General features: G+C 58.7%; 24 protein-coding genes. 14 read left to right on the forward strand and 10 right to left on the reverse strand.

Annotation, left to right across the window (positions count from 1 at the left end; translation table 11 throughout):
• Positions 1 to 61: 61 nt before the first annotated feature.
• Genes ACR0DJ_RS15230 through ACR0DJ_RS15240 form a run of 3 tightly spaced genes read right to left on the reverse strand, consistent with a single transcriptional unit; the run spans position 62 to position 3596 of the window.
• Positions 62 to 1555 (reverse strand): heme biosynthesis HemY N-terminal domain-containing protein, encoded by a 1494-nt coding sequence (locus tag ACR0DJ_RS15230; protein WP_480685506.1) that lies wholly within the window; start codon positions 1553 to 1555, stop codon positions 62 to 64.
• A gap of 10 nt (positions 1556 to 1565) precedes the next feature.
• The gene (locus ACR0DJ_RS15235) at positions 1566 to 2828 is read right to left on the reverse strand and encodes a COG4223 family protein (protein WP_480686286.1); all 1263 of its coding nucleotides are present in this window, start codon (positions 2826 to 2828) and stop codon (positions 1566 to 1568) included.
• A gap of 54 nt (positions 2829 to 2882) precedes the next feature.
• The gene (locus tag ACR0DJ_RS15240) at positions 2883 to 3596 is read right to left on the reverse strand and encodes a uroporphyrinogen-III synthase (RefSeq protein ID WP_480686287.1); all 714 of its coding nucleotides are present in this window, start codon (positions 3594 to 3596) and stop codon (positions 2883 to 2885) included.
• A gap of 98 nt (positions 3597 to 3694) precedes the next feature.
• On the opposite strand from ACR0DJ_RS15240, the gene tsaD reads away from it, so the two are divergent.
• From tsaD to ACR0DJ_RS15265, 5 genes are all read left to right on the forward strand, one after another.
• Positions 3695 to 4792, forward strand: coding sequence for a tRNA (adenosine(37)-N6)-threonylcarbamoyltransferase complex transferase subunit TsaD (gene tsaD / locus ACR0DJ_RS15245; RefSeq protein WP_480685511.1), 1098 nt, complete (start codon positions 3695 to 3697; stop codon positions 4790 to 4792).
• Positions 4789 to 5751 carry an NAD(P)H-dependent glycerol-3-phosphate dehydrogenase gene (locus tag ACR0DJ_RS15250; RefSeq protein WP_257599661.1) on the forward strand — a complete coding sequence of 321 codons (963 nt, stop codon included), beginning with the start codon at positions 4789 to 4791 and terminating at the stop codon, positions 5749 to 5751. The genes tsaD and ACR0DJ_RS15250 overlap by 4 nt, the downstream gene beginning before the upstream one ends.
• A 1-nt stretch (position 5752) precedes the next feature.
• Complete coding sequence (locus tag ACR0DJ_RS15255) at positions 5753 to 6022, forward strand: YciI family protein (RefSeq protein ID WP_480685514.1); 270 nt, start codon at positions 5753 to 5755, stop codon at positions 6020 to 6022.
• Positions 6022 to 6444 (forward strand): EVE domain-containing protein, encoded by a 423-nt coding sequence (locus ACR0DJ_RS15260; RefSeq protein WP_480685516.1) that lies wholly within the window; start codon positions 6022 to 6024, stop codon positions 6442 to 6444. Before ACR0DJ_RS15255 ends, ACR0DJ_RS15260 begins: the two co-directional genes overlap by 1 nt.
• Before the next feature lie 160 nt (positions 6445 to 6604).
• Positions 6605 to 7912: a hypothetical protein gene (locus tag ACR0DJ_RS15265; RefSeq protein WP_480685517.1), complete on the forward strand. Its 1308-nt coding sequence runs from the start codon at positions 6605 to 6607 to the stop codon at positions 7910 to 7912.
• A gap of 218 nt (positions 7913 to 8130) precedes the next feature.
• On the opposite strand, the gene ACR0DJ_RS15270 is transcribed toward ACR0DJ_RS15265, so the two are convergent.
• From ACR0DJ_RS15270 to ACR0DJ_RS15285, 4 genes are all read right to left on the reverse strand, one after another.
• Complete coding sequence (locus ACR0DJ_RS15270) at positions 8131 to 8472, reverse strand: DUF2853 family protein (RefSeq protein ID WP_170345908.1); 342 nt, start codon at positions 8470 to 8472, stop codon at positions 8131 to 8133.
• A gap of 141 nt (positions 8473 to 8613) precedes the next feature.
• Positions 8614 to 9363, reverse strand: a complete 750-nt coding sequence (locus tag ACR0DJ_RS15275; protein WP_170345906.1) for an extensin-like domain-containing protein — start codon at positions 9361 to 9363, stop codon at positions 8614 to 8616.
• Positions 9364 to 9375: 12 nt separating this feature from the next.
• The gene (ahcY, locus tag ACR0DJ_RS15280; protein ID WP_170345905.1) at positions 9376 to 10764 is read right to left on the reverse strand and encodes an adenosylhomocysteinase; all 1389 of its coding nucleotides are present in this window, start codon (positions 10762 to 10764) and stop codon (positions 9376 to 9378) included.
• Between the two features lie 103 nt (positions 10765 to 10867).
• On the reverse strand, positions 10868 to 11182 hold the full coding sequence (locus ACR0DJ_RS15285) for a hypothetical protein (RefSeq protein WP_170345903.1): 315 nt from the start codon (positions 11180 to 11182) through the stop codon (positions 10868 to 10870).
• Between the two features lie 206 nt (positions 11183 to 11388).
• On the opposite strand from ACR0DJ_RS15285, the gene ACR0DJ_RS15290 reads away from it, so the two are divergent.
• Positions 11389 to 11982: an HD domain-containing protein gene (locus ACR0DJ_RS15290; protein ID WP_425079480.1), complete on the forward strand. Its 594-nt coding sequence runs from the start codon at positions 11389 to 11391 to the stop codon at positions 11980 to 11982.
• 49 nt (positions 11983 to 12031) lie between these two features.
• Positions 12032 to 12745 carry an SGNH/GDSL hydrolase family protein gene (locus ACR0DJ_RS15295; protein WP_480685520.1) on the forward strand — a complete coding sequence of 238 codons (714 nt, stop codon included), beginning with the start codon at positions 12032 to 12034 and terminating at the stop codon, positions 12743 to 12745.
• Positions 12746 to 12811: 66 nt separating this feature from the next.
• Here ACR0DJ_RS15295 and ACR0DJ_RS15300 read toward each other — a convergent pair whose 3' ends face one another.
• The 3 genes from ACR0DJ_RS15300 to ACR0DJ_RS15310 all read right to left on the reverse strand — a co-directional run bounded on the left by ACR0DJ_RS15300 (position 12812) and on the right by ACR0DJ_RS15310 (position 14548).
• A complete protein-coding gene (locus tag ACR0DJ_RS15300; RefSeq protein WP_170345897.1) occupies positions 12812 to 13183 on the reverse strand; it encodes a VOC family protein in 372 nt (123 codons plus the stop codon).
• A gap of 100 nt (positions 13184 to 13283) precedes the next feature.
• Positions 13284 to 13838 carry an ActR/PrrA/RegA family redox response regulator transcription factor gene (locus ACR0DJ_RS15305; protein ID WP_152459641.1) on the reverse strand — a complete coding sequence of 185 codons (555 nt, stop codon included), beginning with the start codon at positions 13836 to 13838 and terminating at the stop codon, positions 13284 to 13286.
• 80 nt (positions 13839 to 13918) lie between these two features.
• A complete protein-coding gene (locus ACR0DJ_RS15310; RefSeq protein ID WP_170345895.1) occupies positions 13919 to 14548 on the reverse strand; it encodes an SCO family protein in 630 nt (209 codons plus the stop codon).
• 90 nt (positions 14549 to 14638) lie between these two features.
• Between ACR0DJ_RS15310 and regB the strand changes: the two genes are divergently transcribed.
• From regB to addA, 7 genes are all read left to right on the forward strand, one after another.
• Positions 14639 to 16036, forward strand: a complete 1398-nt coding sequence (regB, locus tag ACR0DJ_RS15315) for a sensor histidine kinase RegB (protein WP_480685522.1) — start codon at positions 14639 to 14641, stop codon at positions 16034 to 16036.
• A gap of 66 nt (positions 16037 to 16102) precedes the next feature.
• On the forward strand, positions 16103 to 17611 hold the full coding sequence (locus tag ACR0DJ_RS15320) for a PAS-domain containing protein (RefSeq protein WP_480685523.1): 1509 nt from the start codon (positions 16103 to 16105) through the stop codon (positions 17609 to 17611).
• Between the two features lie 41 nt (positions 17612 to 17652).
• Entirely contained in the window at positions 17653 to 18126 is a 474-nt protein-coding gene (gene tsaE / locus ACR0DJ_RS15325) for a tRNA (adenosine(37)-N6)-threonylcarbamoyltransferase complex ATPase subunit type 1 TsaE (protein WP_480685525.1), read from the forward strand.
• Positions 18123 to 19127, forward strand: coding sequence for an aminoglycoside phosphotransferase family protein (locus ACR0DJ_RS15330; protein ID WP_480685527.1), 1005 nt, complete (start codon positions 18123 to 18125; stop codon positions 19125 to 19127). Before tsaE ends, ACR0DJ_RS15330 begins: the two co-directional genes overlap by 4 nt.
• On the forward strand, positions 19124 to 19810 hold the full coding sequence (locus ACR0DJ_RS15335; RefSeq protein WP_480685528.1) for a nucleotidyltransferase family protein: 687 nt from the start codon (positions 19124 to 19126) through the stop codon (positions 19808 to 19810). Before ACR0DJ_RS15330 ends, ACR0DJ_RS15335 begins: the two co-directional genes overlap by 4 nt.
• Positions 19803 to 22727 carry a double-strand break repair protein AddB gene (addB, locus tag ACR0DJ_RS15340; RefSeq protein ID WP_480685529.1) on the forward strand — a complete coding sequence of 975 codons (2925 nt, stop codon included), beginning with the start codon at positions 19803 to 19805 and terminating at the stop codon, positions 22725 to 22727. Before ACR0DJ_RS15335 ends, addB begins: the two co-directional genes overlap by 8 nt.
• Entirely contained in the window at positions 22724 to 26080 is a 3357-nt protein-coding gene (gene addA, locus ACR0DJ_RS15345) for a double-strand break repair helicase AddA (protein ID WP_480685530.1), read from the forward strand. The genes addB and addA overlap by 4 nt, the downstream gene beginning before the upstream one ends.
• Positions 26081 to 26106: the final 26 nt, after the last annotated feature.

Consider the following 26106-nt stretch of genomic DNA (forward strand, 5'->3'; position numbering starts at 1 on the left):
GAAAAGCCTGACCCTCGGAACGCAGAGGAACAGGCCGGCTGCAAAGCGGGCGTTGCGTGGCTCAGGCCTGTTTGTGAACCTCGGCTTCCTCTGCCACCTCTGCCGACTCAGGTGTCACTTCGACCACATCGTCCTCGTCCGCAGGCTCCATGACGTCTGGCTCTTCGGTTTGATCTTCAAGCGCTCCAACAATCAAAGGCAACATATGTACGCCGGTCGCGCTTGCGATTTCGGGTGTTTGCGGCGTTTGCCAGCTAAGCGTGTCGAAGCTGCCGCAGTTCTGGCAGACCGGTCCCCATTCAGGTTGGATATCATGGCAGTTGGTGCACACCCATTGCGGACCACGCGGCGCATTCAGCGCCTTGGCCAACCAGCCTTGCACAACCGCGTCCGAGGCCCCCTCGCCCCGTTCGATAGCGGCCATCAACGTATAAGCGCGCGCATCGCCCTGCTTTTCGACCACATCGCCCAACGCACGGCGGGCTTCGGGGAAATTCTCGGCCACAATGTTCAATTCGGCGAGAATCAGACGCGTTTCCAAATTCTCGGGGTGAATGCGGGTCAGCGCCGTGAACCTCTTGATACGTTGCTCGGGAGTTTCATCCGGCACGATTTCGGCAAAGGCATGGGCCAGATCCGGATGCGGCTGAGCCTCCCATGCTTTTTTCAAAATCTTGGTCGCGGCCCGGGGTTTGCCTTTGGCGATATACGCGCGCGCGGCCATGGCGGCGGCAGGCACCAGATCAGGTGACAGGCGATTGGCTTCGATCGCGCGTTCCTGCTGTTCAACGGTCGCACCTTCGTCCAGAATGCCTTTGGCTTCGGACAAGGCCAGAACAGCATCGCGCCTTTTGAAGACATCGCGCGGCAAATACCCGGCCTTCAACTTGGCCGTCAGGGTCGAACGCGCCCCGGCCCAATCCTGCGCCTTGGTTTGCAGGTTCAGCAGCACGTCCTGCGTTTCTTCATGACGCGGTTTGATCGCAAGGGCCTTCTCGGCCAGTTTGCGGGCCGTTTCATCATCACCTTCGGCCAGCTTCTGCTTCATGATCCCGCGTACGCCGACAAACCGAGTCGCGTTGTTGGTCACCAGTTTTTTATAAGTATCCGATGCCTTTTTCGTGTCACCGGTCATCTCGGCGGCCTGTGCCACCAACAGATCAGTCAGCTCAGGCTTGTTCAGCAGTTTTTCGGCCTTGGTGGCTTTGGTCATCGCCACGCGCCCTTCGCCCGAGGCCAGCGCCATCAGGCCATCAGCCAGCGCCTGATATCCCTTTTGCTCGCGATTGCGGTCAAAGTACCGGGACAAGGCAGTTTCGTCACCGTTCAGGAATTTCAGCGTTGCGATCAGCAGGCTGAGCAACTTGAAAAACAGCCAGACCGCAAAAACCAACACACCCAGCGCGATCACCGACTGAAGCGGCCCCAGCGTGAATTCCGTGCCCGCGACGGTGATCTGAACCCCGCCACTGGTTTGCATCAGGAAGTGACCGCCCAGCGCCAGCAGGCCGATAATCGCAACAAAAACAAGGATCTTAAACAGTGACCACAGCATGGCAGGTCCTTCAGTTCGAGTTCAGGCTGGAAGCCAGTGTATTCACCGCATCGACGGCGGCGACCCGTGTTTGGGCCGCCTGTTCCCAATCGGCCATTGCAGCCCGTGCCGCCTCGGGAAGTGATTTCAGTTCGCTCAAGGCTTTGGCCAGGTCTCCGTCCGCAAGCGCAGCCTGCGCACGAGACAGGACGGCATCTGGCCCATCCCCTTCCTGGGGCGTGACCGAGCGCGCGCCCGTTTGACGTTGCAGGAATGCGATCAGGCCGGTGCCCTTGTCGGCTTCACGGGCTTCGGCCAGCGCGGTTCGGGCCGCAGGCGCGAAACTGTCCCGCAGAGAAGAGAGTGTTTCAACGCCCTTCTCAGCCGGCCCGGACAGGGCATCCGGCACATCCACACCGCCTGCTTTCAGTTCTGCAACCAGATCGGAATAGGGCTGACCCGCATCCAGTTGCCCACGCAAGCGGGACAGAACGGCGGCATTGGCCGCGGCCTGCGCGTCGGCAGATGCTTTTGCCTCCAGCGCATGGGCGTCGGAAACCATTTTTTCAACCTCGGCCCGTTGCGAGGCCAGCGAGTCCTGGAGCTTCTTCAGCTCAGCTTCGAAGGCGGCCATGGATTCGGGCGACACGTTGGATTCGATCGGGGTTTTCTCAAGCGTCGCGATGCGCTCTGACAATGGTCCGATCTGGCCTGACAGCGTTTCCACAGTGGATTTGATCGCACTCAGGTCACTTTCCACGGGTGCCAGTTTGTCGGACAGCGCATTGACCTGATCCGTCAAACCGGCAACATCCGGACTGTTTGCAAGCTCTTGCGACAGCTTGGCAATCTGGTTGGATTGGTCTGCCAGTTTGGATTCCAACGCCGCCAAGGTATCCGAACTGTCCGAGCCCGTTGACAACAGCCCGCCATTGCCCAGCGCAAACCCGACAGCGGCTGCAATGGCACCGCCCAGCAAAGCGGGAACAAATCCGCCACGCTTTTCAACAACACGCTCGACCACTTTTTCTTCGGCCGGAGCAGTATCTTCAGTCAACGCTTCGGCTTCGGCTTCGGCTTCGGCTTCGGCTTCGGCTTCGGCTTCGGCTTCGGCTTCGGCTTCGGCTTCGGCTTCGGCTTCGGCTTCGGCTTCGGCTTCGGCTTCGGAAAGTTCTTCTTCTACGGTCTCAGTCGGGTCAACAGTCGCATCGTCCTGTTGCAGTTCGGGTTCGACGACGTCATCTGCCTTGGGGGTCTCCACCGGCTTTTCTACGGACTTTTTCTTACCAGCCACCGCAATATTCCCCTTATCGAATCCAAATTCAGATGAATAACAGCCCTGGTTAAGTTAATCGGGGACCGCGCCACCCTCAACCCGCAACGCATGTTTCACAAGCTTTTTGACAGCCTTACGCATTTTCTTTGGTGTCGGCTTCTTTGCGATCTTCAGGCGCGCATAGTCCAATGAATAAAGGGGATCCGCCGTAGCCTGACTGATTGCGGCCAACCACAAAGGCGCGGATCCGGTCCAAATATCGGCAAAATGTCGCGCCGTTCTTGGCGAAAAAAGCGGTGTGATCACCGGCGAATCCAGATCTGCCACCCGGGTCGCTTCGGATGTTAGCGGCAACAGCAATTGCTGGTAGACCGGCAGTTCCCGCACCGTCAGGCCGGATTCGGTCAGTCGACCGGCAACATTGCCGCGCGTGTTCTCACCCCTCAAATGCAACAGCGGGCTTTTGGGCCTCCGCTTGAGCAGATGTCCCACCAGTTCTTCCGCCGTGGCCCCGACCATTTCGGCCTGCCAGCCGCAACCTTTTGCGGTACTGGTCGTTGTCGGTCCGACGCAGAAAGCGGGCAGGTTGCGGTCCACACCCTTCAAGACCGCCGCGTTCACCGCATTGGCCGATGTGAAAATCAATCCCTGCACACCCTCGGTCTCAACGGCAACCGGCAGAGGTCGGATTTCCATGATCGGGGAATAGATGGCCTGAACCCGAGTTCTGGTGCGGGTAGGCAACTGCGCAACGAACCTTTCAGAGGCGGCGCGCGGGCGGGTCATCAACAAATACAACGTGCGGCCCCTTGGCCCTTCAGGATTGTTTGCATCCGCGCAGGGTGATACCCCGCCGTAGGATCATGATGCAACGGATCAGGGTGATGGTGCAAACACTTACCGTACTGGGATTGGAAAGCAGCTGTGACGATACGGCCGCAGCCATCGTGCGCCAAACGACGGGCGCCGAAGCCGAAATCCTGTCATCCGTGGTACATGGCCAAACCGAACTGCACAGTCCTTTTGGCGGCGTCGTGCCTGAGATCGCAGCCCGGGCGCATGCGGAAAAGCTGGATGTCTGCGTTCTGCAAGCACTGGAAGCCGCGGGGCTTTCCCTGAAAGACATGGACGCCATTGCCGTCACCGCCGGGCCGGGTCTGATCGGAGGGGTCATGTCCGGCGTGATGTGCGCCAAGGGGATCAGCGCGGCAACCGGTCTGCCGCTGGTGGGTGTCAATCACCTTGCCGGTCATGCGCTGACACCGCGACTGACGGACAACATTGCCTTCCCCTACCTGATGCTTCTGGTGTCGGGCGGCCACTGCCAGTTCCTGATCGCCCACGGGCCCAAACATTTTACCCGCCTTGGCGGCACCATCGACGATGCGCCCGGTGAAGCCTTCGACAAAACCGCCCGCCTGCTGGGCCTGCCGCAACCTGGTGGCCCTTCCGTCGAAGCCGAGGCGCGCGCCGGTGATCCCAAACGATTCCGGTTTCCAAGGCCGCTTCTGGACCGGCCCGGTTGCGATCTGTCCTTTTCGGGATTGAAAACGGCTTTGATGCGGATGCGCGACCAGATCGTGAACGAAAAGGGTGGTTTGACGCGCCAGGACCGCGCAGATCTGTGCGCTGGATTCCAGCAGGCGGTTGTGGACACATTGGCCGAAAAAACCCGACGCGCAATTGATCTGTATCTGGAAAACTCTCCGTCTGAACCCGTGATTGCCGTTGCCGGAGGGGTTGCCGCCAACTCGGCCATTCGGTCCGAATTAGAGTCTGTTTGTGCTGAAAAAGACACCAGGTTCACCGCCCCCCCGTTGGCGTTGTGCACGGATAATGCTGCGATGATTGCCTATGCTGGCCTGGAACGCTTTCGTACCGGCGCACGGGACGGGCTGGATCTGACCGCCCGCCCTCGCTGGCCTCTGGATCAGCACAGCCCGGCCATGCTGGGCGGCGGCAAGAAAGGGGCCAAGGCATGAGCGTATCCGTTCTGGGATCCGGTGCGTTTGGTACTGCTCTGGCAATCTCGCTGGCAGGCAACGGGCCGGTGACACTGTGGTCAAGAAACGCCGATCAGGCGAAGCAGATGCGCGCGGCGCGCGAAAACGCAACCCGGCTGCCCAACATCGCCCTACCCGCGGACATCACCGTGACCGCGGACATCGCCGAGGCGCTGAGGGCTGACACGCTCTTGTTGGCTGTGCCAATGCAGAAATTGCGCAGCGCTTTGCAGGATCACGCCCCGGTCCTACGTGGCAAGACTCTGGTGGCCTGCTGCAAGGGAATTGAACTGACCTCGGGGCTTGGACCTGTCGCCGTCATCAAAGAGGTTGTCCCGGATGCCCGCATCGCGTTGCTGACCGGGCCCAGTTTTGCAGATGACATTGCACACGGCCTGCCCACCGCGTTGACGCTGGCTTGCGAGGATACGGAACTTGGCAAGGCGCTTCAGGCCGAACTGACGACGGCGAACCTGCGCCTCTATCGCACCACAGACACGGTCGGCGCCGAACTTGGCGGCGCGCTGAAGAATGTCATGGCCATTGGCTGCGGGGCCGTCATCGGCGCAGGTCTGGGAGACAGCGCCCGGGCGGCCTTGATGACTCGCGGGTTTGCCGAGATGCAACGCTTTGCCGCGATGCGCGGCGCGCGTCCCGACACCCTGATGGGTTTGTCCGGGCTAGGAGATCTTGTGCTGACCTGCTCGTCCGAACTGTCCCGAAACTATCGTTTTGGCCTGAGTTTGGGTCTGAATCAGCCCTTCGACAGTCAAACGACGGTCGAAGGCGTCGCCACCGCCCGCGCCATGTCGGACATAGCCGCCAAGGAAGGGCTGGATATGCCCATCAGCACCACGGTGGCGGACCTGAGCCATGGCGCCTACAGTGTCACCGAGGCCATTCAAAACCTGCTCAATCGACCCCTCAAGGAGGAATAACATGCTGATCGCCCTCATCGCTCGTGACAAACCCGGCGCGTTGCAAACCCGATTGGACAACCGCTCGGCCCACCTGGCTTATATCGAAGAAACCGGCGTCGTGTCACAGGCCGGACCACTGCTGGACGGCGATTCCATGATCGGCTCTTTGATAATCCTCGACGTGGAAGACCTGGCCGCCGCACAGTCTTGGGCCGATGGCGACCCCTACGCGAAGGCTGGATTGTTCCAATCGGTCGAACTGATCTCGTGGAAAAAGGTGGTCGGTTGATGGCCTATTGGTTGTTCAAATCGGAACCGTCGACCTGGAGCTGGGATCAGCAAGTCGCGAAAGGTGACGCGGGCGAGGAATGGGACGGCGTTCGCAATTATCAGGCGCGCAATTTCATGCGTCAGATGAAGATTGGGGACCGGGGGTTCTTCTACCATTCGCAAAAGGACAAATCCGTTGTGGGCATTGTCGAGGTCTGCGCCGAGGCCCACCCCGACAGCACCACCGATGACGAACGGTGGGAGTGCGTGGACATCAAGGCCGTGCGGCCTTTTTCCAAACCCGTAGCGCTGGATCAGATCAAGGCGGACGAGCGCCTGGCCAATATGGTGCTGGTGAAGAACTCTCGCTTATCGGTGCAACCCGTGACCGAGGATGAATGGCGGATAATTTGCATGCTGGGTGAAACGCAGCCTGACTGAATGGGAACATGTCGTCAGGTGCAGAACTTCTCAAACACCTGTCAAGATGGTATCTTTCCTTGGGCTTTGCCGAGTGGGGGCTTGTCGATCGCTAATCCTGCAATAGCGTACACTTGGCAGTGTTCGAATAAAGTTCGGTCTTTCTTGAAAGCATGGACCCATGTCTGACGAAGAAGGCGGCAATGGGGTATTCGAAGACGCCGTTGCTGCGAAGAATTCAAAAAACTGGGAAGCGCGCCTGAAAGAGGCGCGTGAAAAGCGTGCCAGAGTGCTCAGCGGGGCGCAGGGTGAAGCGCAGGAAAAACCCGCCCTGAAACCTTCCGAGACAGAGCATCTGTCCCGGCCCGACGAAACCAAAATCGAAGAGATCGTATCAGACCGGGTCCGTTCCCTGCATTTGGAAGAACCAAAAGACAGGAAAAAACCCTTAGTTAGAGCAGGTATTATTCTGGCCGCCTTGGTTTGCGGTGCGGTGCTGCAATGGGGTGTCACCAATATTGCCGGAATTTGGCGCTCTACCAGCGGAACGCCCCCACCCAGCCTGGATGCGGCTACGGAAACTTTGCCTGAAATCGAGGAACTGCTTTCAGACAGAGCGTCCATTGTCAGAATTGATGAGCCACTGGCCCCACGAGACACACAAGCAGCAGAAGAACCCACCGATCCAGCGTCTTCGCAGGGCGCACCCGTTTCCACCCCCCCGATCATCGAAGAGGCCGAGGATGCGATCACAGGCGCATCTCGCGACCAGAGCGTCTCGGTTGAGGCGGTTGTGACGTCACCGGTTCCTGCTGAAGACATTTCGAATGCGGATGGCCAAGGCGAGTTGGAACCAGGATCCCCAGGCCCGGAACCGGCCTTGTCTTTGTCTCCGCCAGCCATTTTCATTCCGCCACAGCTCGAGCCCATCTTGGCCACCGATTCTTCAGCGGATGTTCAAACCTTGCATCCAGCTTCTGCGGAACCTCCGTGGCGCTACTCCAACCGGTCGAACAAAGACAACTTTTCGCAGGTATCCTTGATGATTTTGGACCCTGCCCTGCAAGAGATCACATTATCTGCGGCCCCGTCTTATGCAGAGGTAAAACCGCTTTCGCCCGCTCAATCCCCCATTGATCTGGAAGTTTCGCTTTTTGTCCCGTCGAGAGTGTCACAAGAAGCCAGTAGCCGGGCTTACGAATTGCTTACACAGGGCCGTGCGACAGTTGTATCAACAGACCGCGTGGGTTTCCGCGTCCGAGAAACACAGGTTCGATTCTATCATCCAAGCGACGCTGAAAACGCGGCGCTGGCGGCTGATGCTCTTGACGGTGTTCTGAGGGACTTCACGAATTCAGGCAACAAAACCCGCCCGGGACGGATAGAGGTTTATCTGGCAGGCAGCGGCGGTGCTTCGCAAGGGAGATCGGACCAGAAGCCCACCGAATTCGACAATTTCATTGCGCGCATTCTTGACGAACTCAGATGAGAAACGAGGGAAGGCTCTGACGATACAGAACCTTCCCTACCCCCGCGTGCTCCCTACTCACCACACGCGTATGGAAATATCTGGTTCTGACCGTCCTGGTCACAGGTTGAACTTAGCGCAGCCGCGCCCCTGGTTTCAAATGCCAAGTCTTTAAATTGAAACTCAAATTAAGTACGCCCGCCAAAATCTCGGCGGGCGCTTGGTGAATTTCGACCGGGTCAGCTGTAAACGGATTCTTTTCCGAAATGCTTGGTCAAAATATAATAGACAACGGCACGGTACTTGTTGCGCTCGGACATGCCATAGGTTTCCATGGCTTTGTTGATCCCTTCCATCAGCTCGGGGCCATCTGCCAGACCCAGCTTTTTGATCAGGAAGTTGTTCTTGACGGTTTCCAGTTCCGAGTCCTGGCTGGCCGCGACAGTTGCCGCATCTGCGTCATAGATCGCCGGACCACAACCGATGGTGACCTTGGTCAAAAGGTCCATATCGGGGTCCATGCCGCATTTGGTTTTCAGGTCTTCTGCGTATTTGGCGATCAGATCGTCGCGCTTGCCCATATCCTAGTCTCCTTGATCCGTTTACCCGGCACCTTTTACCGATGATCAAAAGACTAGCCGCGTCCAGGGCTTTTCCAAAAGGAAAAAAAACCGCGATTTCTCCCCCTTGGTCGCAGCCAGCAAGTTTCTTTCCGAAAAATTCTAGCGGCAATAGCCCCACCCCGGGCCTTGCAAGTGGAAATGATCCGCGTGCAAGCGATTGAAGTCGGGCCCAAGAACCACACGAAACCAACCGCAGGCCCCGCGCCAGATCAGTCGAAAAAAGGCGCCTTCCGGTCCGGAGCCCTGCCAGTTTGACAGCAAGGTCAGCGTTCGACCGTCAACGGTATCCACACCGACGATATCTATCGAATCCGCGCGGGCATGGCTGCTCCACCCACTGTTTTGACCCTGCGCGGTGCGTATGCGGCGGCAATTGTAACTGCCGATGTGGCGCAGTCGGGAAATGTCCGCCCCAAGCAGATCGCGTGCGGCGGGCTGCACGACGTGATGTTCCCACATGGTCAGGCGCAACGCCGTGGCGCAACTGGTTTCAACATCCTCGATCCGCGATGTCACCAATTTGGTCAGACGACCCCGACCGGCGATGCCGCAGTTCTGATCGACAATCAGATCCTCCATCGCCTCAAACTGAACACCTGCGTCTTCCAGAGCGGCCCTGCACCGTGCTTCGCTGGCCAGCGCGCGGTTCAACTGGACCTTTGTGACGGGTGTGATCGGGGCGGTTACCTTTAGATCACGCAACGGGTTCCAGTGCGACGGTATCGGCGTTTCGGGATGCGCCAACACCCACCAGACACCACCGCCCAAAAGGATCACAACAACCGCCAGCCTGAAAAGGAAAGACGCCGCCAGGTAAAAATACCGGCGGCGCCCAGAATTCTGCGTCATACCAGACGGCGATCAGTAGCGGTAGTGTTCCGGCTTGTACGGACCTTCCGGTTTGACACCGATGTAAGCGGCCTGATCCGCATCCATCTGGGTCAGCTTCACGCCGATGCGGTCCAGATGCAGGCGGGCCACTTTCTCATCCAGATGTTTGGGCAGGATGTAGACCTTGTTCTCGTACTGGTCACCCTTGGTGAACAGTTCGATCTGGGCCAGAACCTGGTTGGTGAACGAGGCCGACATCACGAAGGACGGGTGCCCGGTGGCGTTGCCCAGGTTCAGCAGACGGCCTTCGGACAGCAGGATGATGCGGTTGCCCGAGGGCATCTCGATCATGTCCACCTGTTCCTTGATGTTGGTCCATTTGTGGTTCTTCAGGCTGGCCACCTGAATTTCGTTGTCGAAGTGGCCGATGTTGCCGACGATGGCCATGTCCTTCATCTCGCGCATATGCTCGATGCGGATCACGTCCTTGTTGCCGGTGGTTGTGATGAAGATATCCGCGCTGGCGACTTCGTCTTCCAGCAGGGTCACTTCGAACCCGTCCATCGCGGCTTGCAGGGCGCAGATCGGGTCGACTTCGGTGACTTTTACACGGGCACCCGCACCACGCAACGACGCGGCCGAGCCTTTGCCCACATCACCGTAACCGCAGACCACGGCAACCTTGCCGGCCATCATCGTGTCGGTGGCGCGGCGGATACCGTCAACCAGCGATTCCTTGCAGCCGTATTTGTTGTCGAATTTCGACTTGGTGACGCTGTCATTCACGTTGATCGCCGGGAACGGCAGGTGGCCTTCCTTGACCAGTTGATACAGGCGGTTCACACCGGTGGTGGTTTCCTCGGAAACGCCCTTGATCTGGTCACGCATCTTGGTGAACCAGCCCGGGCTTGCCGCCATACGCTTGGCGATCTGCTTCTTGATCACTTCTTCCTCTTCCGAACCCGGAACAGGGATGATGTCCTCACCCGCTTCGGCACGGGCGCCCAGCAGGATGTAGAGCGTCGCGTCACCGCCATCGTCCAGGATCATGTTCGGGCCGTCTTCGAACAGGAAGGATTTGTCCAGATAATCCCAGTGCTCTTCCAGCGTCTGGCCTTTGACGGCGAAGACGGGAATACCCGCCTCGGCGATCGCGGCGGCGGCGTGGTCCTGGGTCGAGAAGATGTTGCACGACGCCCAGCGCACATCCGCGCCCAGCGCCACCAGAGTTTCGATCAGAACGCCCGTCTGGATGGTCATGTGCAGCGATCCAACGATCCGCGCACCTTTCAGAGGTTTGCTTTCGCCATATTCCGCGCGCAGGGACATCAGGCCCGGCATCTCGGTTTCGGCTATGTCCAGTTCTTTGCGGCCAAAGCCAGCCAATGAAATGTCTTTAACGATATAGTCCCCGGCCATCAGGTGCTCCATTTTCCGGTAATTCACAGTCCTGGCTGCCCCTAGCATTCCTTGGGGCAGGTGGCAACTTTGAAGACTGTGATCGGAAACGATATGGCCAATATCAGCTTGGTGTGCCTTCAATTTCGATCTTTGGTATCGCTTCAAAAAAATCGGTACCAACGGCAACAATACAACTGATACCGTTCGCATTGGTTACCAAAACGGTATAACTTCCCGTTTCTTTCGAGGTCCAAACCTCCATCACCGATTGCGCGCCGCGTGTTTTTTGCAGGCCGCCAAAGGCCAATTCCTCGGCATAGTTCTCCTGCAATTTGGATATGATGTCGTCCCGTGCCGCACAATTCTGGGCAAAGGCAGGCGGCGCGGTGGCGGCCATTCCGAAAGTCAGTGCGATTGCGAATAAACGTTTGAACATAGGGTGCTCCTTTCGATACGTGTTTCCGTTCGAGAGGGGCACACTGGGAGGAGAATGCACCCCCCTCAGTCTTTAATGTCGGGATCCTACCGCGCCGTTTCAAAGCACGAACGCTCAAGAAAATGTTGGCAGCATGTGACCCAGACAGGTACATCATACCATAAAAACGCGAATTGAACGTGTCCAACTTCACAAGGCATGGCAGAATGGCAACACAACCCAGAGCGTGGCAAAGGATGCTGTCGGGCCGCAGGCTGGACCTGCTGGATCCGACACCGGTGGATATCGAGATTGAAGACATCGCACACGGCCTTGCCTTTGTCGCTCGTTGGAACGGTCAGACAAACGGCGATTTCGCGTATTCCGTGGCCGAACATTCCCTGCTGGTTGAAGAGATTTTTGGCCGTATTGCCCCCAAAACACCCATGAAATGGCGTTTGGCCGCATTGTTACATGACGCGCCCGAATATGTGATCGGCGACATGATCTCGCCTGTGAAATCCGCCGTCGGCCCAGACTATGGCGCGTTGGACGACCGGCTGGCGGCAGCAATCCATATACGGTTTGGACTACCGGCTGAGGTCCCAAAAACGGTGAAGCGCCAGATCAAGAAGGCCGACAAGATCAGTGCCTGGATGGAGGCCACACAAATCGCGGGCTTTTCCGAGGCCGAAGCCACGAAATTCTTTGGCCGTCCGGACAGGGGGGTCATGGCGGGTTTACAGATCAGGCTGCGCCCCCCGGTCGAGGTGCGGCACGCCTTTACAGCACGGCACGCAGAGTTGATCGCACAGATCTGAGAGACGCTGTCCGAAGGCGGTGAGTGGTACGGGGGACTGGTGGAAAAAGATGAAAACAAAGACCGGAACCCGAGCTTTTCTTGTCGTCAACGTCGTGCTGACTGTTGTTCTTGCGGCAGCGTTGGTCGAAACCGGGTATGTTTCGAAGGCACTCAGAAAAATCTCTGGCGCGTATGTCCCGGTCACGGAAACCGATCACTACAAACTCATGGTCTGGCTGCACGAACGGCCAATTTCTCAGGCGCTGGCTTCACCGGATATTCAGATCGCTTTCATCGGTGATTCCATAATCGAAGGGTGGTTGACCAGCAACATCCTGCCCAACTCGCTGAACCTTGGGATCAGCCGCGACACCACCCCGGGCCTCATCGCGCGGGCAAAACCGGATCTGATTGCCCATGTTCCGACATGGTATCTTGGAATCGGGGTCAATGACGCTCTGACTGCCACACCTCCGGAGGAGATTGCAGAGTATGTCGCACAGTTGAAGACCGTGTTCATGCCCGCCGAAAGGTTGATCTGGCGTGCTGTGTTGCCCGTCACCGGTGCAAGCTGGACCCCGGAGAAAGAGGCGTTTCGAACGGCCTTCAATTCGGCTGCCCAACGCGCCTGTCAGGAGATGGCGAACTGCACATTTCTGACCCCGCCGGACGGGTACGGCGAGAACACCGCCGAATGGACATCGGACGGGCTGCATCCCAACGCTATCGGATATCGTCAGCTGGCGCAGCAGCTCTGCGCAGAAATCTCCTGCTCACCCTGAAGGTACTGAACGGAAACTGCCCGCAGAACTGTCCGAAGCTTGGACAGGGTTTGTTGTCACCCTGTTTCAGCCAAAGACGTAGAAGCACAATTTGTTGCCATCCGGGTCACGCACATAGGCACCATAGAACCTGTCGGGGACACGTTGACCGGGTTCGCCTTCGTCCACCGCACCCAGGCTGATTGCCTTGTCGTAAAGTTCCTTGACCTCATCCTTGGAGGCGGCTGCAAAGGCGACCATGTTGCCATTTCCGGCGACGCAGGCATCACCGTCGTAGGGCTCGCACACCGCCAGCATCGGCGCGTCTGGTCTGTTGCCGATGAACGCGATCCGGCCTGCGTCTATAACCACTTTCGCGCCCTTGCCCGCGAAAAGTTTGGTATAGAAGTCCTTGGCGCGTTCCATATCCGAAACGCCTACGGTTACATATCCGATCATCGAGTGGTCCTGTTCTGACAAAAGTTTCCAGATAGCCGAACAGTCCTCGACAGGGTCCAAGGTTACAAGTCACTAAACCGTCATCGAGCGGCCGGCCGACCTAACGAGGGCTGCGTTTCGCCAGTATCCGCTGCAACGTCCGCCGATGCATATTCAACCGTCGCGCGGTTTCAGAGACATTCCGGTCACACAGCTCATAGACGCGCTGGATATGTTCCCAGCGCACACGATCCGCGCTCATGGGGTTTTCCGGCGGCGGGGGCATCTCGTCGCCCTTCGCCAGCAATGCGTTCGTGATATCGGTGGCGTCCGCCGGCTTTGACAGATAGTCGGTCGCGCCGATCTTGACAGCCGCGACGGCGGTCGCGATCGCACCATATCCGGTCAGAACAACAACGCGGCTGTCAGGGCGTTTTTCCCGCAACACCTCGACAACGTCCAGGCCGTTGCCATCCTCAAGCCGCAAATCGACCACGGCATAAGCCGGGGGCCGGGCGGTGGATATCGCGCGCCCTGCCGCGACGGATCCTGCGGTTTCAACCTCGAAGCCACGCTTTTCCATGGCCTTGGCCAGACGTCTCAGAAACGGCTCGTCATCATCAACCAAAAGCAGGGATTTATCAGGGCCGATGTCAAGCTGAGAAGTATCTGCCATATGTTAGGTCTTTCGCTATTTCATGCTTTTGGCTCGAACATGAGTAATAGCAGCGCGGGAACAAAGGTCAAACAACCTTGTTACGACGCGCCCTGCTTCAGAAAGCATTCAACCTTGTCCGCCATCTGTTCTGCCGTGTCTTCGCGCTTGAAAAACTCCAGGAATCCATCTTCGGGTGTGACCAGATATGTGAAAGTGGAATGGTCAACCAGATAGAATTCGTCGCTTTTGTCATGCGCCTTGTAATAGGTCTTGTAGGCCTTGCTGGCCGCCTTGACCTGTTCGGGCGAGCCGGTCAGCGCGATCGTCTTGCCCCCGAGGTTGAAGGCATAATCGGCCATCACTTCGGGCGTATCGCGATCCGGGTCGATTGAGATGAACAACGGTGTCACCGACAACCCGCGTTCGGCCAGAATATCGACGGCCTCGGCGTTGCGGGACATGTCGAACGGGCAAACGTCCGGGCAGAACGTATATCCAAAATAAACCAGTGTCGGTTCGGTGATCACGTCTTTGTCCGTGACCGTCTCGCCCTTGCCATTCACCAGTTCAAATGGCCCGCCAATTGCGGCGGAACCCCCGGCGATCTGGCTGGACCGGCATTGTGCGAACTTGTCATCGGACCCGCCGCCCGACGTCAGAAGCCACATGGCCCCAAGTCCGCTGGCCAGAGCAAGGGTTGCGAGAATTGCGTACAGTAGACGGCTCATTTCGATTATCCGGTCGCAAGGGGTTGTTGATCGTTCCGGCCGGGACACCTATCAAGATGACCAGCCGATGCAACAGGACATAAGCAACCGATGGCAGAATCCAATCAGACTTTTTGGCGCGGCCAGGAACGCAGCAGCTGGATTCGTCTGCGGACCCTGATCCTTTTGCGATGGGTGGCCATCATCGGCCAGCTCACCGCAATCACGGTGGCGCAGCGATACTATGACGTGCAGCTGGAACTGGGCCTGTGTTACCTGGCCATCGGAATCTCGGTCATGGGCAACCTGACCGCCATTTTGCTGTTTCCGCAGAACAAGCGCCTGACCGAGTTTGAAAACTTCCTGATGGTTCTGTTCGACCTGCTGCAACTGTCAATCCTGCTGTATTTGACAGGCGGGCTGAACAACCCGTTTGCGCTGCTTCTGCTGGGCCCGGTCACGATTTCAGCCAATGTCATGAGCACACGATCGACCCTGATCGTCGGCGCCGTTGCAATCGTTCTGACAACTGTTCTTGCGGAATTTCACCTTCCGTTGCGGACAAGCCTCGGGCTTGTTCTGGATATCCCGGATATCCTTCTGTTCGGAAACTGGGCCGCAATCATCATCGCCATCATCTTCATCGGCGCCTATTCCCACCGCGTCAGTTCCGAAGTCCAATCCATGTCGGAAGCGCTGGCCGCCACGCATATGGCGCTGGCGCGCGAACAGAAGCTGACCGATCTGGGGGGCGTCGTTGCCGCTGCCGCGCATGAACTGGGCACGCCTCTGGCGACGATAAAACTGACCAGCGCGGAACTGATCGAAGAACTGGACGACCGCCCGGACCTGAAAGAAGACGCCGCTTTGATCCGCGAGCAGGCAGACCGTTGCCGTGACATTCTGCGCGACATGGGGCGGGCGGGCAAAGATGATCTGCATCTGCGGCAGGCGCCGCTTTCGACAGTGGTGAACGAAGCGGCCGAACCACATGTCGGTCGCGGCAAAGAGGTTCATTTTTCAGAAGGCCCCGCGCAGGACGGGGATGTTCAGCAGCCCTCGATTCTGCGCAAACCCGAGATCATTCACGGGTTGCGCAACCTGATTCAGAATGCGGTGGATTTCGCCCGTGCAAATGTCTGGGTCGAGGCCGAATGGACCGACGGCCGGATCACCGTCAGCATCATGGATGACGGGCGTGGATTCCCGCCCCACATGATCGGACGCATCGGCGACCCCTTTATGCGCCGCAGACGGGCGGAATCCGATCAGAGAGCACGCCCGGAATACGAAGGCATGGGCCTGGGATTGTTCATCGCCAAAACCCTGCTGGAACGCAGCGGTGCCGATCTGGAATTCGCCAATGGTTCTGACCCTTACCAGCATCTGACTGACAACCCGGATCGGCGCGGGGCCATCGTCAAGGTGACCTGGCCTCGCAAATCGATTGACGCACAAAAAGGCGACACGCCCGTCCCTTCCGGTTCCAACACGCGCATCCAGGTGTGAATTAAGAGACCGTTAACCAATCCCACGCATAGTCTGTCCGGATATCGTTCAGGCTTGGGGAGTTTGATGGCCGATTGGATCATTCTGGCCGCGATCAGTCTTGTTTCGTGCTGTTTCGCCGTTCTGTGGCTGCTGCCGCGCCGGGCGCAGCGCGACAAGTCTTTTGGTCTGTTTTCACACACCTCGCTGTTTGACGCCGTATTTCTGTTCGACGGTGATCGACTGATCAGCCATTCTGATTTCGCTCTGGCCGGGTTGGAACATGTTGGAAACTGGCAGGACCTGCGGCGCCTGTTGCAAAGGGATTTCCCCACTTTCCCCGAAACGCCTGACATAGTGCGCGATCAGGGTAGAATCGTGGTATCGGCCATTGACTGCACGATCGAACGAGAAGTCGTGTGTGAGTGGATTGATGGTATCGTCCGCGTTCGACTTTGCGAAAGCGCAAAGGCCTCCCCGGCAGGACCGGCCACCCCAAGCGAACCGACCCGTCTGGCAATGGATCTGGCCCCTTATCCGGTATGGCTGGTGGACAATGACAACCGGGTGCAATGGTGCAATGCCGCCTATGTCGCACTTGTTCAAAAGGCACGTGATCAGGACACCGATCTGACTGCGCCGCTTTTTGAAGGCCCGGAAGATGCCAAAAGACCCACCGGAAAAATTCGCGTGTCGGTGTATGTGGCAGATACTGATCGCAAGCTTTGGTTCGACTTGACTCGGATCGAACACGAGAATGGTCATCTGTGCTATGCCGTTGACGTCAACGCGATTGTCGAGGCGGAGACCGCCCAGCGCAAATTCGTGCAGACCATGACCAAGACCTTTGCTCAATTGTCCATTGGTCTCGCCATTTTTGACCGCAATCGGCAACTGGCCCTGTTCAACCCGGCCCTGATCGACCTGACCTCGTTGCCGCCTGATTTCCTCAGTTGCCGCCCCAGCCTGAGCAGTTTTTTTGACCGTTTGCGCGATCAACACATGATGCCCGAGCCGAAGAATTACCGCAGCTGGCGGCGTCAGATGAACGACCTTCTCGAAGCGGCTGAAGATGGAAACTATCACGAGACGTGGTCGCTGCCATCCGGATCGGTCTATTCCGTCAGCGGGCGCCCTCATCCGGACGGAGCAGTGGCCTTTCTGTTCGAGGATATCACCGCCGAAATCACGCTGACGCGGCGCTTTCGATCAGAAATGGATCTGATGCAATCGATCCTGGACAAACTGGCGGATGCGATTGCCGTCTTTGCGGATGACGGCACGCTGGCCTTTACAAACTATGCGTATCAGAAACTGTGGGGAGACGCGCACGAGGTCGGGTTCCAAAGCGAAACGGTCACCGATGTCACGCGACGCTGGCAAGACCTCTGTATTGCGACGCCGGTTTTGGGTGAGGTTCGGGATTTTGTCGAAATGCGGGAAAACCGCGCCGAATGGACCGCTGAAATCCAGATGAGAACCGGCATTACCGTGGATTGCACCGTCACACCGGTTCACAACGGCGCGACAATCGTCCGGTTTACGCAATCCGAGTTTCCGTCGAAATCCACCGCGATGGAACAGATCAGCGCCTGAACCGGGTTGCAGCCGGTCAGGCGCAAGGCCATTGTGGCGGCATGACACAGACCGCCCGATCTTTTACTTTCAAATCGCCCGAAGAAACCGCAATTTTCGCACGGCAATTGGGAACATCACTGCGCCCGGGCGATGTCGTTCTGCTGGAAGGCTCGATCGGCAGCGGCAAGACGCATTTCGCGCGCAACCTCATTCAGTCATTGATGGCTGAACCCGAAGATGTGCCCTCGCCAACTTTCACTTTGGTCCAGGCTTACGACACGCCATCAGGGGAAATATGGCATTGCGACCTGTATCGCCTGAGCGCGGCGGAAGAAGTTGACGAACTGGGCCTGACGGAAGCTTTTGATACGGCAATCTGCCTTGTGGAATGGCCGGACAAGCTGGGCCCGTTGGCGCCCCGGGGCGCGTTGACGCTGACCTTTGAAACAGACCCTAACAATACTGAATTCCGCCATGTGACCCTGTCTTGGACTGCTCCGAAATGGGTGGAAAAACTGGAGAATACTGCATGACGAACAGGACGGTCCTGGCCGAGGCCCTGATTGCACAAACACCCTGGGCCGAGGCAACACGTACGCCACTTGCAGGCGATGCCTCGAACCGGCGATATGAACGGCTGATTGATCCAACCGACGGGCGCACTGCGGTTTTGATGGACGCGCCACCTGAAAAAAGTGACGATGTTGAACCCTTCGTGCGCGTTGCGGAATACCTCCGATCGATTGGTCTGAGCGCTCCGGAAATCTACGCAGAAGATACCCGGTACGGTTTTCTGTTGCTGGAAGATCTGGGTGATGACCTTTTCGCGCGCGTCCTGAAAAAAGATCCCGACAAAGAACGCGAATTGTACCGGGCCGCCACCGACGTGCTGCTCCACCTGCATCAGGCGCCTTCGCTGTCCTTGCCGTCTTATGATCCGTCCCTGATGACGGAACTGGCCTCATTGGCCTTCACCAAGTATTCGGCCGGTATCCTGGGAGCATGTGATGAAGACGCCCTGTCCCGGTTCGAGCACCGGTTCGCGGACATCCTGCATCGTGAAACATCCGGTGCGAAAGTTGTCATTCTCAGGGATTATCACGCGGAAAACCTGTTGTGGCTGCCGCAGCGTGAAGGCGTGAAACGTGTCGGTTTGCTGGACTTCCAATTGGCCATGCTGGGGCACCCGGCCTACGATCTGGTGTCGCTGCTACAGGATGTACGCCGAGATGTCTCGGCCGGGATCGAAATGCAGATGATCAACCACTACATCTCTGCGTCAGGTATGGACGACCATGATTTCCGCACGGCCTACAGTGTTTTGGGGGCCCAGCGAAACCTGCGCATCCTTGGCGTCTTCGCACGTCTGGCGACGGAATATGGCAAGCCTCACTATGTGGACATGATCCCGGCCGTCTGGGCACATCTGATGCGCGACCTTGATCACCCTGCCCTGGTTTCGGTGGCGCCCCTGCTGCACGAAGCTTTGCCCAGGCCCACACCGGAAAACCTGGCCAAGTTGAGAATGCAATGACCGGATCGCCATTTGCCGTAATGCTGTTCGCAGCCGGGTTCGGCACCCGCATGGGCGTGTTGACCAAAGACCGGCCCAAGCCATTGATCGAAGTGGCGGGGCGACCACTGATTGATCATGCGCTGGACCTTGTCAAAGATCTTGATCCTGTCCGTACCGTTGCCAACCTGCATTATCACGCTGATCAGCTCGCAGCGCATCTCGGCCCCAAGGGCGTTCTGCTGTCTCGGGAAGACCCTGAAATCCTGGAAACAGGCGGCGGATTGCGGGCTGCTTTGCCGATGCTGGGCACCGACCCCGTATTCACGTTGAACACCGACGCGATCTGGTCCGGGCCAAATCCTTTGACCCTGTTGCAGAAAGCCTGGGACCCGAGCCGTATGGACGCGCTGCTGGTGTGTGTTCCAGTTGCGCGAACCGTTGGTCATATTGGATCGGGTGATTTCACGGCCGAAAAAGATGGACGGATCACGCGTGGTCCCGGTTTGGTGTATGGTGGAGCACAGATCCTCAAGACCGATGGATTGCATTCGTTCTCGCAAACGGCGTTTTCGCTCAACCTGCTTTGGAACCAGATGCTTGATCAGGGTCGGCTTTTTGCGGTCGAATACCCCGGACGCTGGTGTGACGTAGGCCGCCCCGAAGGTATCGCTCTGGCCGAGGGTTTGCTGGCTGATGTTTGAGTCTGGTACCCTGCCCCGAGTTTTTGCCGTGCCCCCCGGTACGGATTTCCCAAAAGCGTTGGTCGATGGCCTGCGGCAGCGCTGTTCGGGCCCGCCCGAAGCTTTGGCGCGGATAGAGTTGGTTCTGAACACAAGACGCATGGAACGGCGTGTCCGCGATCTGTTCAATCAGGGGCCGCCATGCCTTCTGCCCCGTCTCTCGTTGGTAACGGACCTGGGTGAAAGGGTTGATCTGGCACAGATTCCACCAGCCATACCACCCCTGCGGCGGCGTCTTGAGTTGACTCAGCTTGTGTCCAAGCTGCTGGAACAACAGCCGGATCTTGCCGCCCGATCCTCGGTCTTTGACCTGTCCGACAGTCTGGCCTCGCTGATTGACGAAATGCAGGGCGAGGGCGTGTCGCCCGAGGCGATCCGGCAACTGGATGTCAGCGACATGTCCGGACACTGGGCGCGGGCACAGGCTTTTATCGGCATCGCGGATCATTTCATCGACACCGGCGGGCAGACGATGGATGCACAGGCCCGCCAGCGCCGCGTGGTCGAAAACCTGGTCGCGCGATGGCAGATTGCCCCCCCGCAACACCCGGTCATTCTGGCGGGCTCTACCGGGTCTCGTGGCACCACCTTGATGCTGATGGAAGCCATCGCGCGCCTGCCACAAGGGGCACTGGTGCTGCCTGGATTTGATTTCGACCAGCCGGATCACGTTTGGCAGGGGTTGGATGATGCGTTGACGTCTGAAGATCACCCACAATACCGTTTCCGCAAGTTGATGCGCGCGCTGGAACTTGCGCCGGGTCAGATCACCCCATGGACGGATTTTTCAGCCCCCTCACCCGCTCGTAACCGACTGGTATCCCTGGCTTTACGTCCGGCGCCCGTCACTGACGCATGGATGACCGAAGGCCCCAAACTGTCCGATATCAAAGGCGCGACCGACGGCCTGACGCTGGTCGAGGCGCAATCACCCCGCGCCGAGGCATTGGCCATCGCTCTGCGCCTGCGGCAAGCGGCGGAAACAGGACAGACCGCCGCTCTGATCACGCCGGATCGCATGTTGACCCGCCAGGTCAGCGCCGCGCTGGATCGGTGGAACATCGTGCCGGACGACAGTGCTGGCCTGCCGCTGCAACTTTCTCCGCCGGGTCGTTTTCTGCGCCATGTGGCCAACCTGTTCACGCGCCGTCTGGAAGGCGAGACGCTGCTGACCCTTTTGAAGCACCCGCTTTGTCATGACGGCGGTGACCGCGGAAACCATTTGCTGCTTACGCGTGATCTGGAGCTTGACCTGCGCCGCCACGGCCCGCCCTTTCCTGACAGTGCAAGCCTTACGGCTTTTGCGGTACGCAAAGAAGCCCCGGAAAGCTGGGTCAAATGGGTCGTGCATCACTTCTGCGACCAGCAGATCACCAATGAACTGCACCTCGCTGACTGGGTAGAGCGTTTGATCGAACTGGCCGAGGCGATCTCGGCTGGCAGCACGGGTGAAACAGGTACTCTGTGGGACAAAAACGCAGGCCAAAAGGCGCTGGAGGTGCTGAATTCGCTTGGGGCAGAGGCGCAGCATGGCGGCCTGATGACGGCCCATGACTTTGCCGATCTGCTGGGCGCTCTGCTTGCGGGCGAAGAGGTTCGTGACCGCGATGCGCCGCATCCGCACATCATGATCTGGGGCACGCTCGAAGCACGGGTGCAGGGTGCCGACCTGCTGATCCTTGGAGGGTTGAATGAAGGAAGCTGGCCAGAGGCGCCAACACCCGACCCCTGGCTGAACCGGCAGATGCGTGACCAAGCCGGCTTGTTGCTGCCCGAGCGCCGGATCGGCCTGTCTGCGCATGACTTCCAGCAGGCCGTCGGCGCACCCGAAGTGTGGTTGACCCGCGCGACCCGCTCGGATGATGCCGAGACGGTTCCGTCACGTTGGCTGAACCGGCTGACCAACCTGTTGCAGGGTTTGCCGGGTCAGGGTGGCCCCGAAGCTCTGGCCAAAATGCGCGCTCAGGGCGAAAAATGGCTGAACTGGTCCGAGGCACTGGAAGATGCGCCGCCTATCGACCCCGCACCGCGCCCATCTCCGCGCCCACCGGCTGCCGCACGCCCGCGCCGACTGTCTGTGACCGAGATAAAAAGGCTGATCCGCGACCCATACGCGATATACGCCAAACATGTGCTTCGGCTGAGACCGCTTGATCCACTTGTGCAAGCCCCCGATGCCTTGCTGAGAGGGATTGTTATTCACGAAATCCTCGAGCATTTCATCAAGGACAGCGTCCTCGACAGCGCTTTGCTGACGCGGGAAAACTTCCTGAAACGGGCACACGCCCTGTTGGATCAGCATGTCGCCTGGCCAACCGCCAGAAAACTGTGGCTGGCCCGGCTGGAACGGATCGCGGAGGACTTCCTTGGCGCAGAACTCGCACGCCGGGCTGATGGCGGGCCGGTGGCATTTGAGGCGGCGATGAAGCTGGTGCTGAACCCTCTGGATTTCACCATTGTCGGGCGCGCGGACAGGATCGATTGCAACAGCCGGGGCGCGTTGCGGATCATCGACTATAAAACCGGCGCACCACCCACGGAAAGTCAGCAATCCAAATTCGACAAGCAGTTGCTGATCGAGGCGGCCATGGCCGAGCAGGGCGGGATTGAGGGCCTGGACCCGACAGGCGTGGCCGAAGCCATCTTCATCGGTATGGGTGGCAGCTACAAGGAGGTTGCCGCGCCCTTGGACAAAGAACCAACCGACAAGGTTCTTGCCGAGCTGAAAGAGTTGATTTCCGCTTATTTAGAGCCTGATCAGGGATTTTCGTCCCGTCGTATGCTGCACAAGGATTCAGATATCGGTGATTATGATCACCTGGCTCGGTTCGGCGAATGGGACCGGACAGCCGAAACATGCCCCGAGGATCTGTCATGAGCCCGCGCAACGATGCAACAGAACGGCAGGTGCAGGCCGCGCGCCCCGATGCCTCGACCTGGCTGGCGGCCAATGCCGGGTCTGGCAAAACCCGGGTTTTGACGGACCGGGTGGCGCGTTTGTTGCTGGACGGAGTCCAGCCTCAGCACATCCTGTGCCTGACCTACACCAAAGCCGCCGCCAGCGAGATGCAGAACAGGTTGTTCAAGCGCCTTGGTGAATGGGCCTTGCTGGATAACAGCTCTTTGCTGGAACAGCTGACCGATCTCGGTGTACCCGGTGAAATCAGCTCGGACAAGCTGGCGCAAGCACGCACCCTGTTTGCCCGCGCCATCGAAACGCCGGGAGGTCTGAAAATCCAGACCATCCACTCGTTCTGCGCCTCGTTGCTGCGACGATTCCCGCTCGAGGCTGGCGTCAGCCCGCAGTTCACCGAAATGGAAGACCGCGCAGCAGCCTTGTTGCGAGAGGAGATTGTCGAAGATTTCGCCGCAGGCCCTCAGGCCGGGTTGATTGAAGATGTGGCCCGGTTTGTCACGGACACGGGTTTTGACAAACTGACTGCTGCACTCACGCAAAAACGCAACCTGTTTGCGCAGCCGCTGGAGTGGTCCGATCTGCTGCATCGCTTCGATCTGCCCGCCGGCTTTGACGAAACCGCGCTGCTTGGGCGGGTTTTTCTTGGTAGCGAAGTCGACCTGATCCGGTCCATGCTGCCCGCTTTGACCGAAAGCGGTGGCAACAACGCCAAGGCCGCCGCGAAACTGGCCGGGTTCAACGAAGCCAGATTGGCACATCTACCCATGTTGGAAAGCGTGTTTCTGACAGGGAAGGGCGCAAAGGAACCCTTCACGGCCAAACTCAACGCTTTTCCGACCAAACCCCTGCGCGAAGGTGTGCTGGCCGACCGGATGCCGCAGCTCGAGGCCTTCATGCTGCGGATCGAAGCCGCACGAGAACAGCGTCTGGCGCTGGTCGCGGCGCAGAAAACCGCGGTTCTGCACCGTTTTGCCGCAGCCTTCCTGCCGGAATACGAACGGCGCAAGCAATTGCGCGGCTGGCTGGATTTCGACGACCTGATCCTGCGCGCGCGGCAGGTGTTGAACGATCCGGCAGTGGCCGAATGGGTGCTGTACCGACTGGACGGGGGCATCGATCATATTCTTGTGGACGAAGCACAGGACACCAGCCCCGATCAATGGGACGTGATCGAGAAACTGGCGCAGGAATTCACCAGCGGGGAAGGGGCCCGATCCGGGGTTGAACGCACGATCTTCGTCGTCGGTGACAAGAAGCAATCGATCTATTCCTTTCAGGGCGCCGATCCACAGGCCTTTGACAGAATGCAGGAAGAGTTTGGCCGGAAACTGGCTGAATCAGGCTCTAAACTGTGGGATTCGACGTTGGAATACTCGTTTAGATCCTCCAGCGCGATCCTGACTCTGGTCGATATCCTGTTCGAAAACCGCTCTGATGCGGGGTTTCACAAGGACAGTCAGCACCGTGCTTTCAAGGCCGATCTGCCAGGTCGTGTTGATCTTTGGCCCGTGGTTGAAAAGGTTGCAGATACCGAAGACGGGGATTGGACCGATCCGGTTGATCGTCCCGGCGCACGGCATCACACCGTCATTCTGGCCGAAAAGGTTGCACAGTCGATCAAAGACATGATCGAACGGGGTGAGACGATCCCGGAAGATGGCAAACCCGGCCAATTCGTTCGTCGAAAGGTGCAGCCGGGGGATTTTCTGATCCTTGTGCAACGCCGCTCGGACCTGTTTGCCGAGATCATCCGTGCCTGCAAGGCGCTGCACCTGCCCATCGCCGGAGCAGATCGGTTGAAAGTGGGCGCTGAGCTGGCGGTCAAGGATCTTGCGGCATTGCTCAGCTTTCTGGCCACGCCCGAAGACAGCCTGTCCCTGGCGACGGTTCTCAAATCCCCCTTGTTCGGCTGGTCCGAACAGCAGCTTTTCGATCTGGCGCACCGTCGCAAGGAACAGTTCCTTTGGGCCGCACTGCGCAACCGCGCGGAAGAGTTTCCCGAAACTCTGTCGGTGCTGAACGATCTGCGCAGCCAGATCGACTTTCTGCGCCCCTATGATCTGATCGAACGTATCCTGACCCGCCATGACGGGCGGCGCAAGCTGTTGGGGCGGTTGGGGGCGGAAGCCGAAGATGGCATCAACGCGCTGCTGTCCCAGGCACTGGCCTATGAGCGAACGGATATCCCCAGCCTGACGGGGTTTCTGGTCTGGATGCAGACCGACGATCTGGAAATCAAACGACAGATGAGCGGCGTCGGCAACAGGATCCGGGTGATGACCGTTCATGGCTCAAAAGGGTTGGAGGCGCCGATCGTCATCCTGCCGGACACCGGCAAACGCCAGCCTCCGCGTGATGCCGAGATCATGCTGGCCGGCGGCACGCCGTTGTGGAAAGTGTCGGCGGACGCGTCACCAAACCTGATCTCCCAGGCGCGGGAAGAGGCGCGCAGCCGCGAGGAAAACGAACGGCTTCGGTTGCTGTATGTGGCTCTGACACGGGCGGAAAAGTGGTTGATCGTAGCGGCGGCAGGCGATTTGGGGAAAGACGGCAACAGCTGGTATCAGATGGTCGAGGCGGCGATGAACCGGGCCGGGGCCGCGCAGGTTCCGGGTTCCAATATCCGCCGCCTGTCCCACGGGGATTGGGACGCGCTGCCCTTGGTCGATCAACCGAACACTGACGTTGGGCCAGTCGATTTGCCGGACATGTTTCACCATCCGGCTCCGGATCCGGTTGCGCCTGCCAGCACGCTCAGCCCTTCGGATCTGGGTGGCCCAAAGGCGGTGCCCGGTGATGCCGGCCTGGATGAAGAGACGGCCAAACTGCGCGGAACCCGCCTGCACCTGCTGCTGGAACACCTTCCGGAGGCAGAGAAAGACCTTTGGCCAGAGCTTTGCGCCCGGTTGCTGCCCGATATGCAGGAAACGGACCGGCAAGAGATATTGAACGAAGCCGCAACTGTTCTGACAGCAGAAGGCTTGCAGCCCGTCTTCGCGCCTGACACGTTGGCCGAAGTGCCCATTGCTGCCGCTCTGAACGGGCAGCGGATGCATGGTGTTGTCGACCGTCTGATCGTATCGGGAACGGAAGTGCATGTGATTGATTTCAAATCAAATGCCACCGTTCCAGACCGCGCGGAAGACTGCCCTGAAGGCCTGTTGCGACAGATGGGGGCGTACGCACAGGCGCTGGCTCAGATCTATCCGGACCACGGCATTCGAACCGCCATCCTGTGGACTCGAACGGCAAGCCTGATGTGGTTGCCACACGATCTTGTGACAGATGCACTGGCCCGCACCCAGATATCTTGACCTTACCCGAAGCGGCACCTACGTTC

The organism is Ruegeria sp. BF10 (assembly GCF_056538725.1).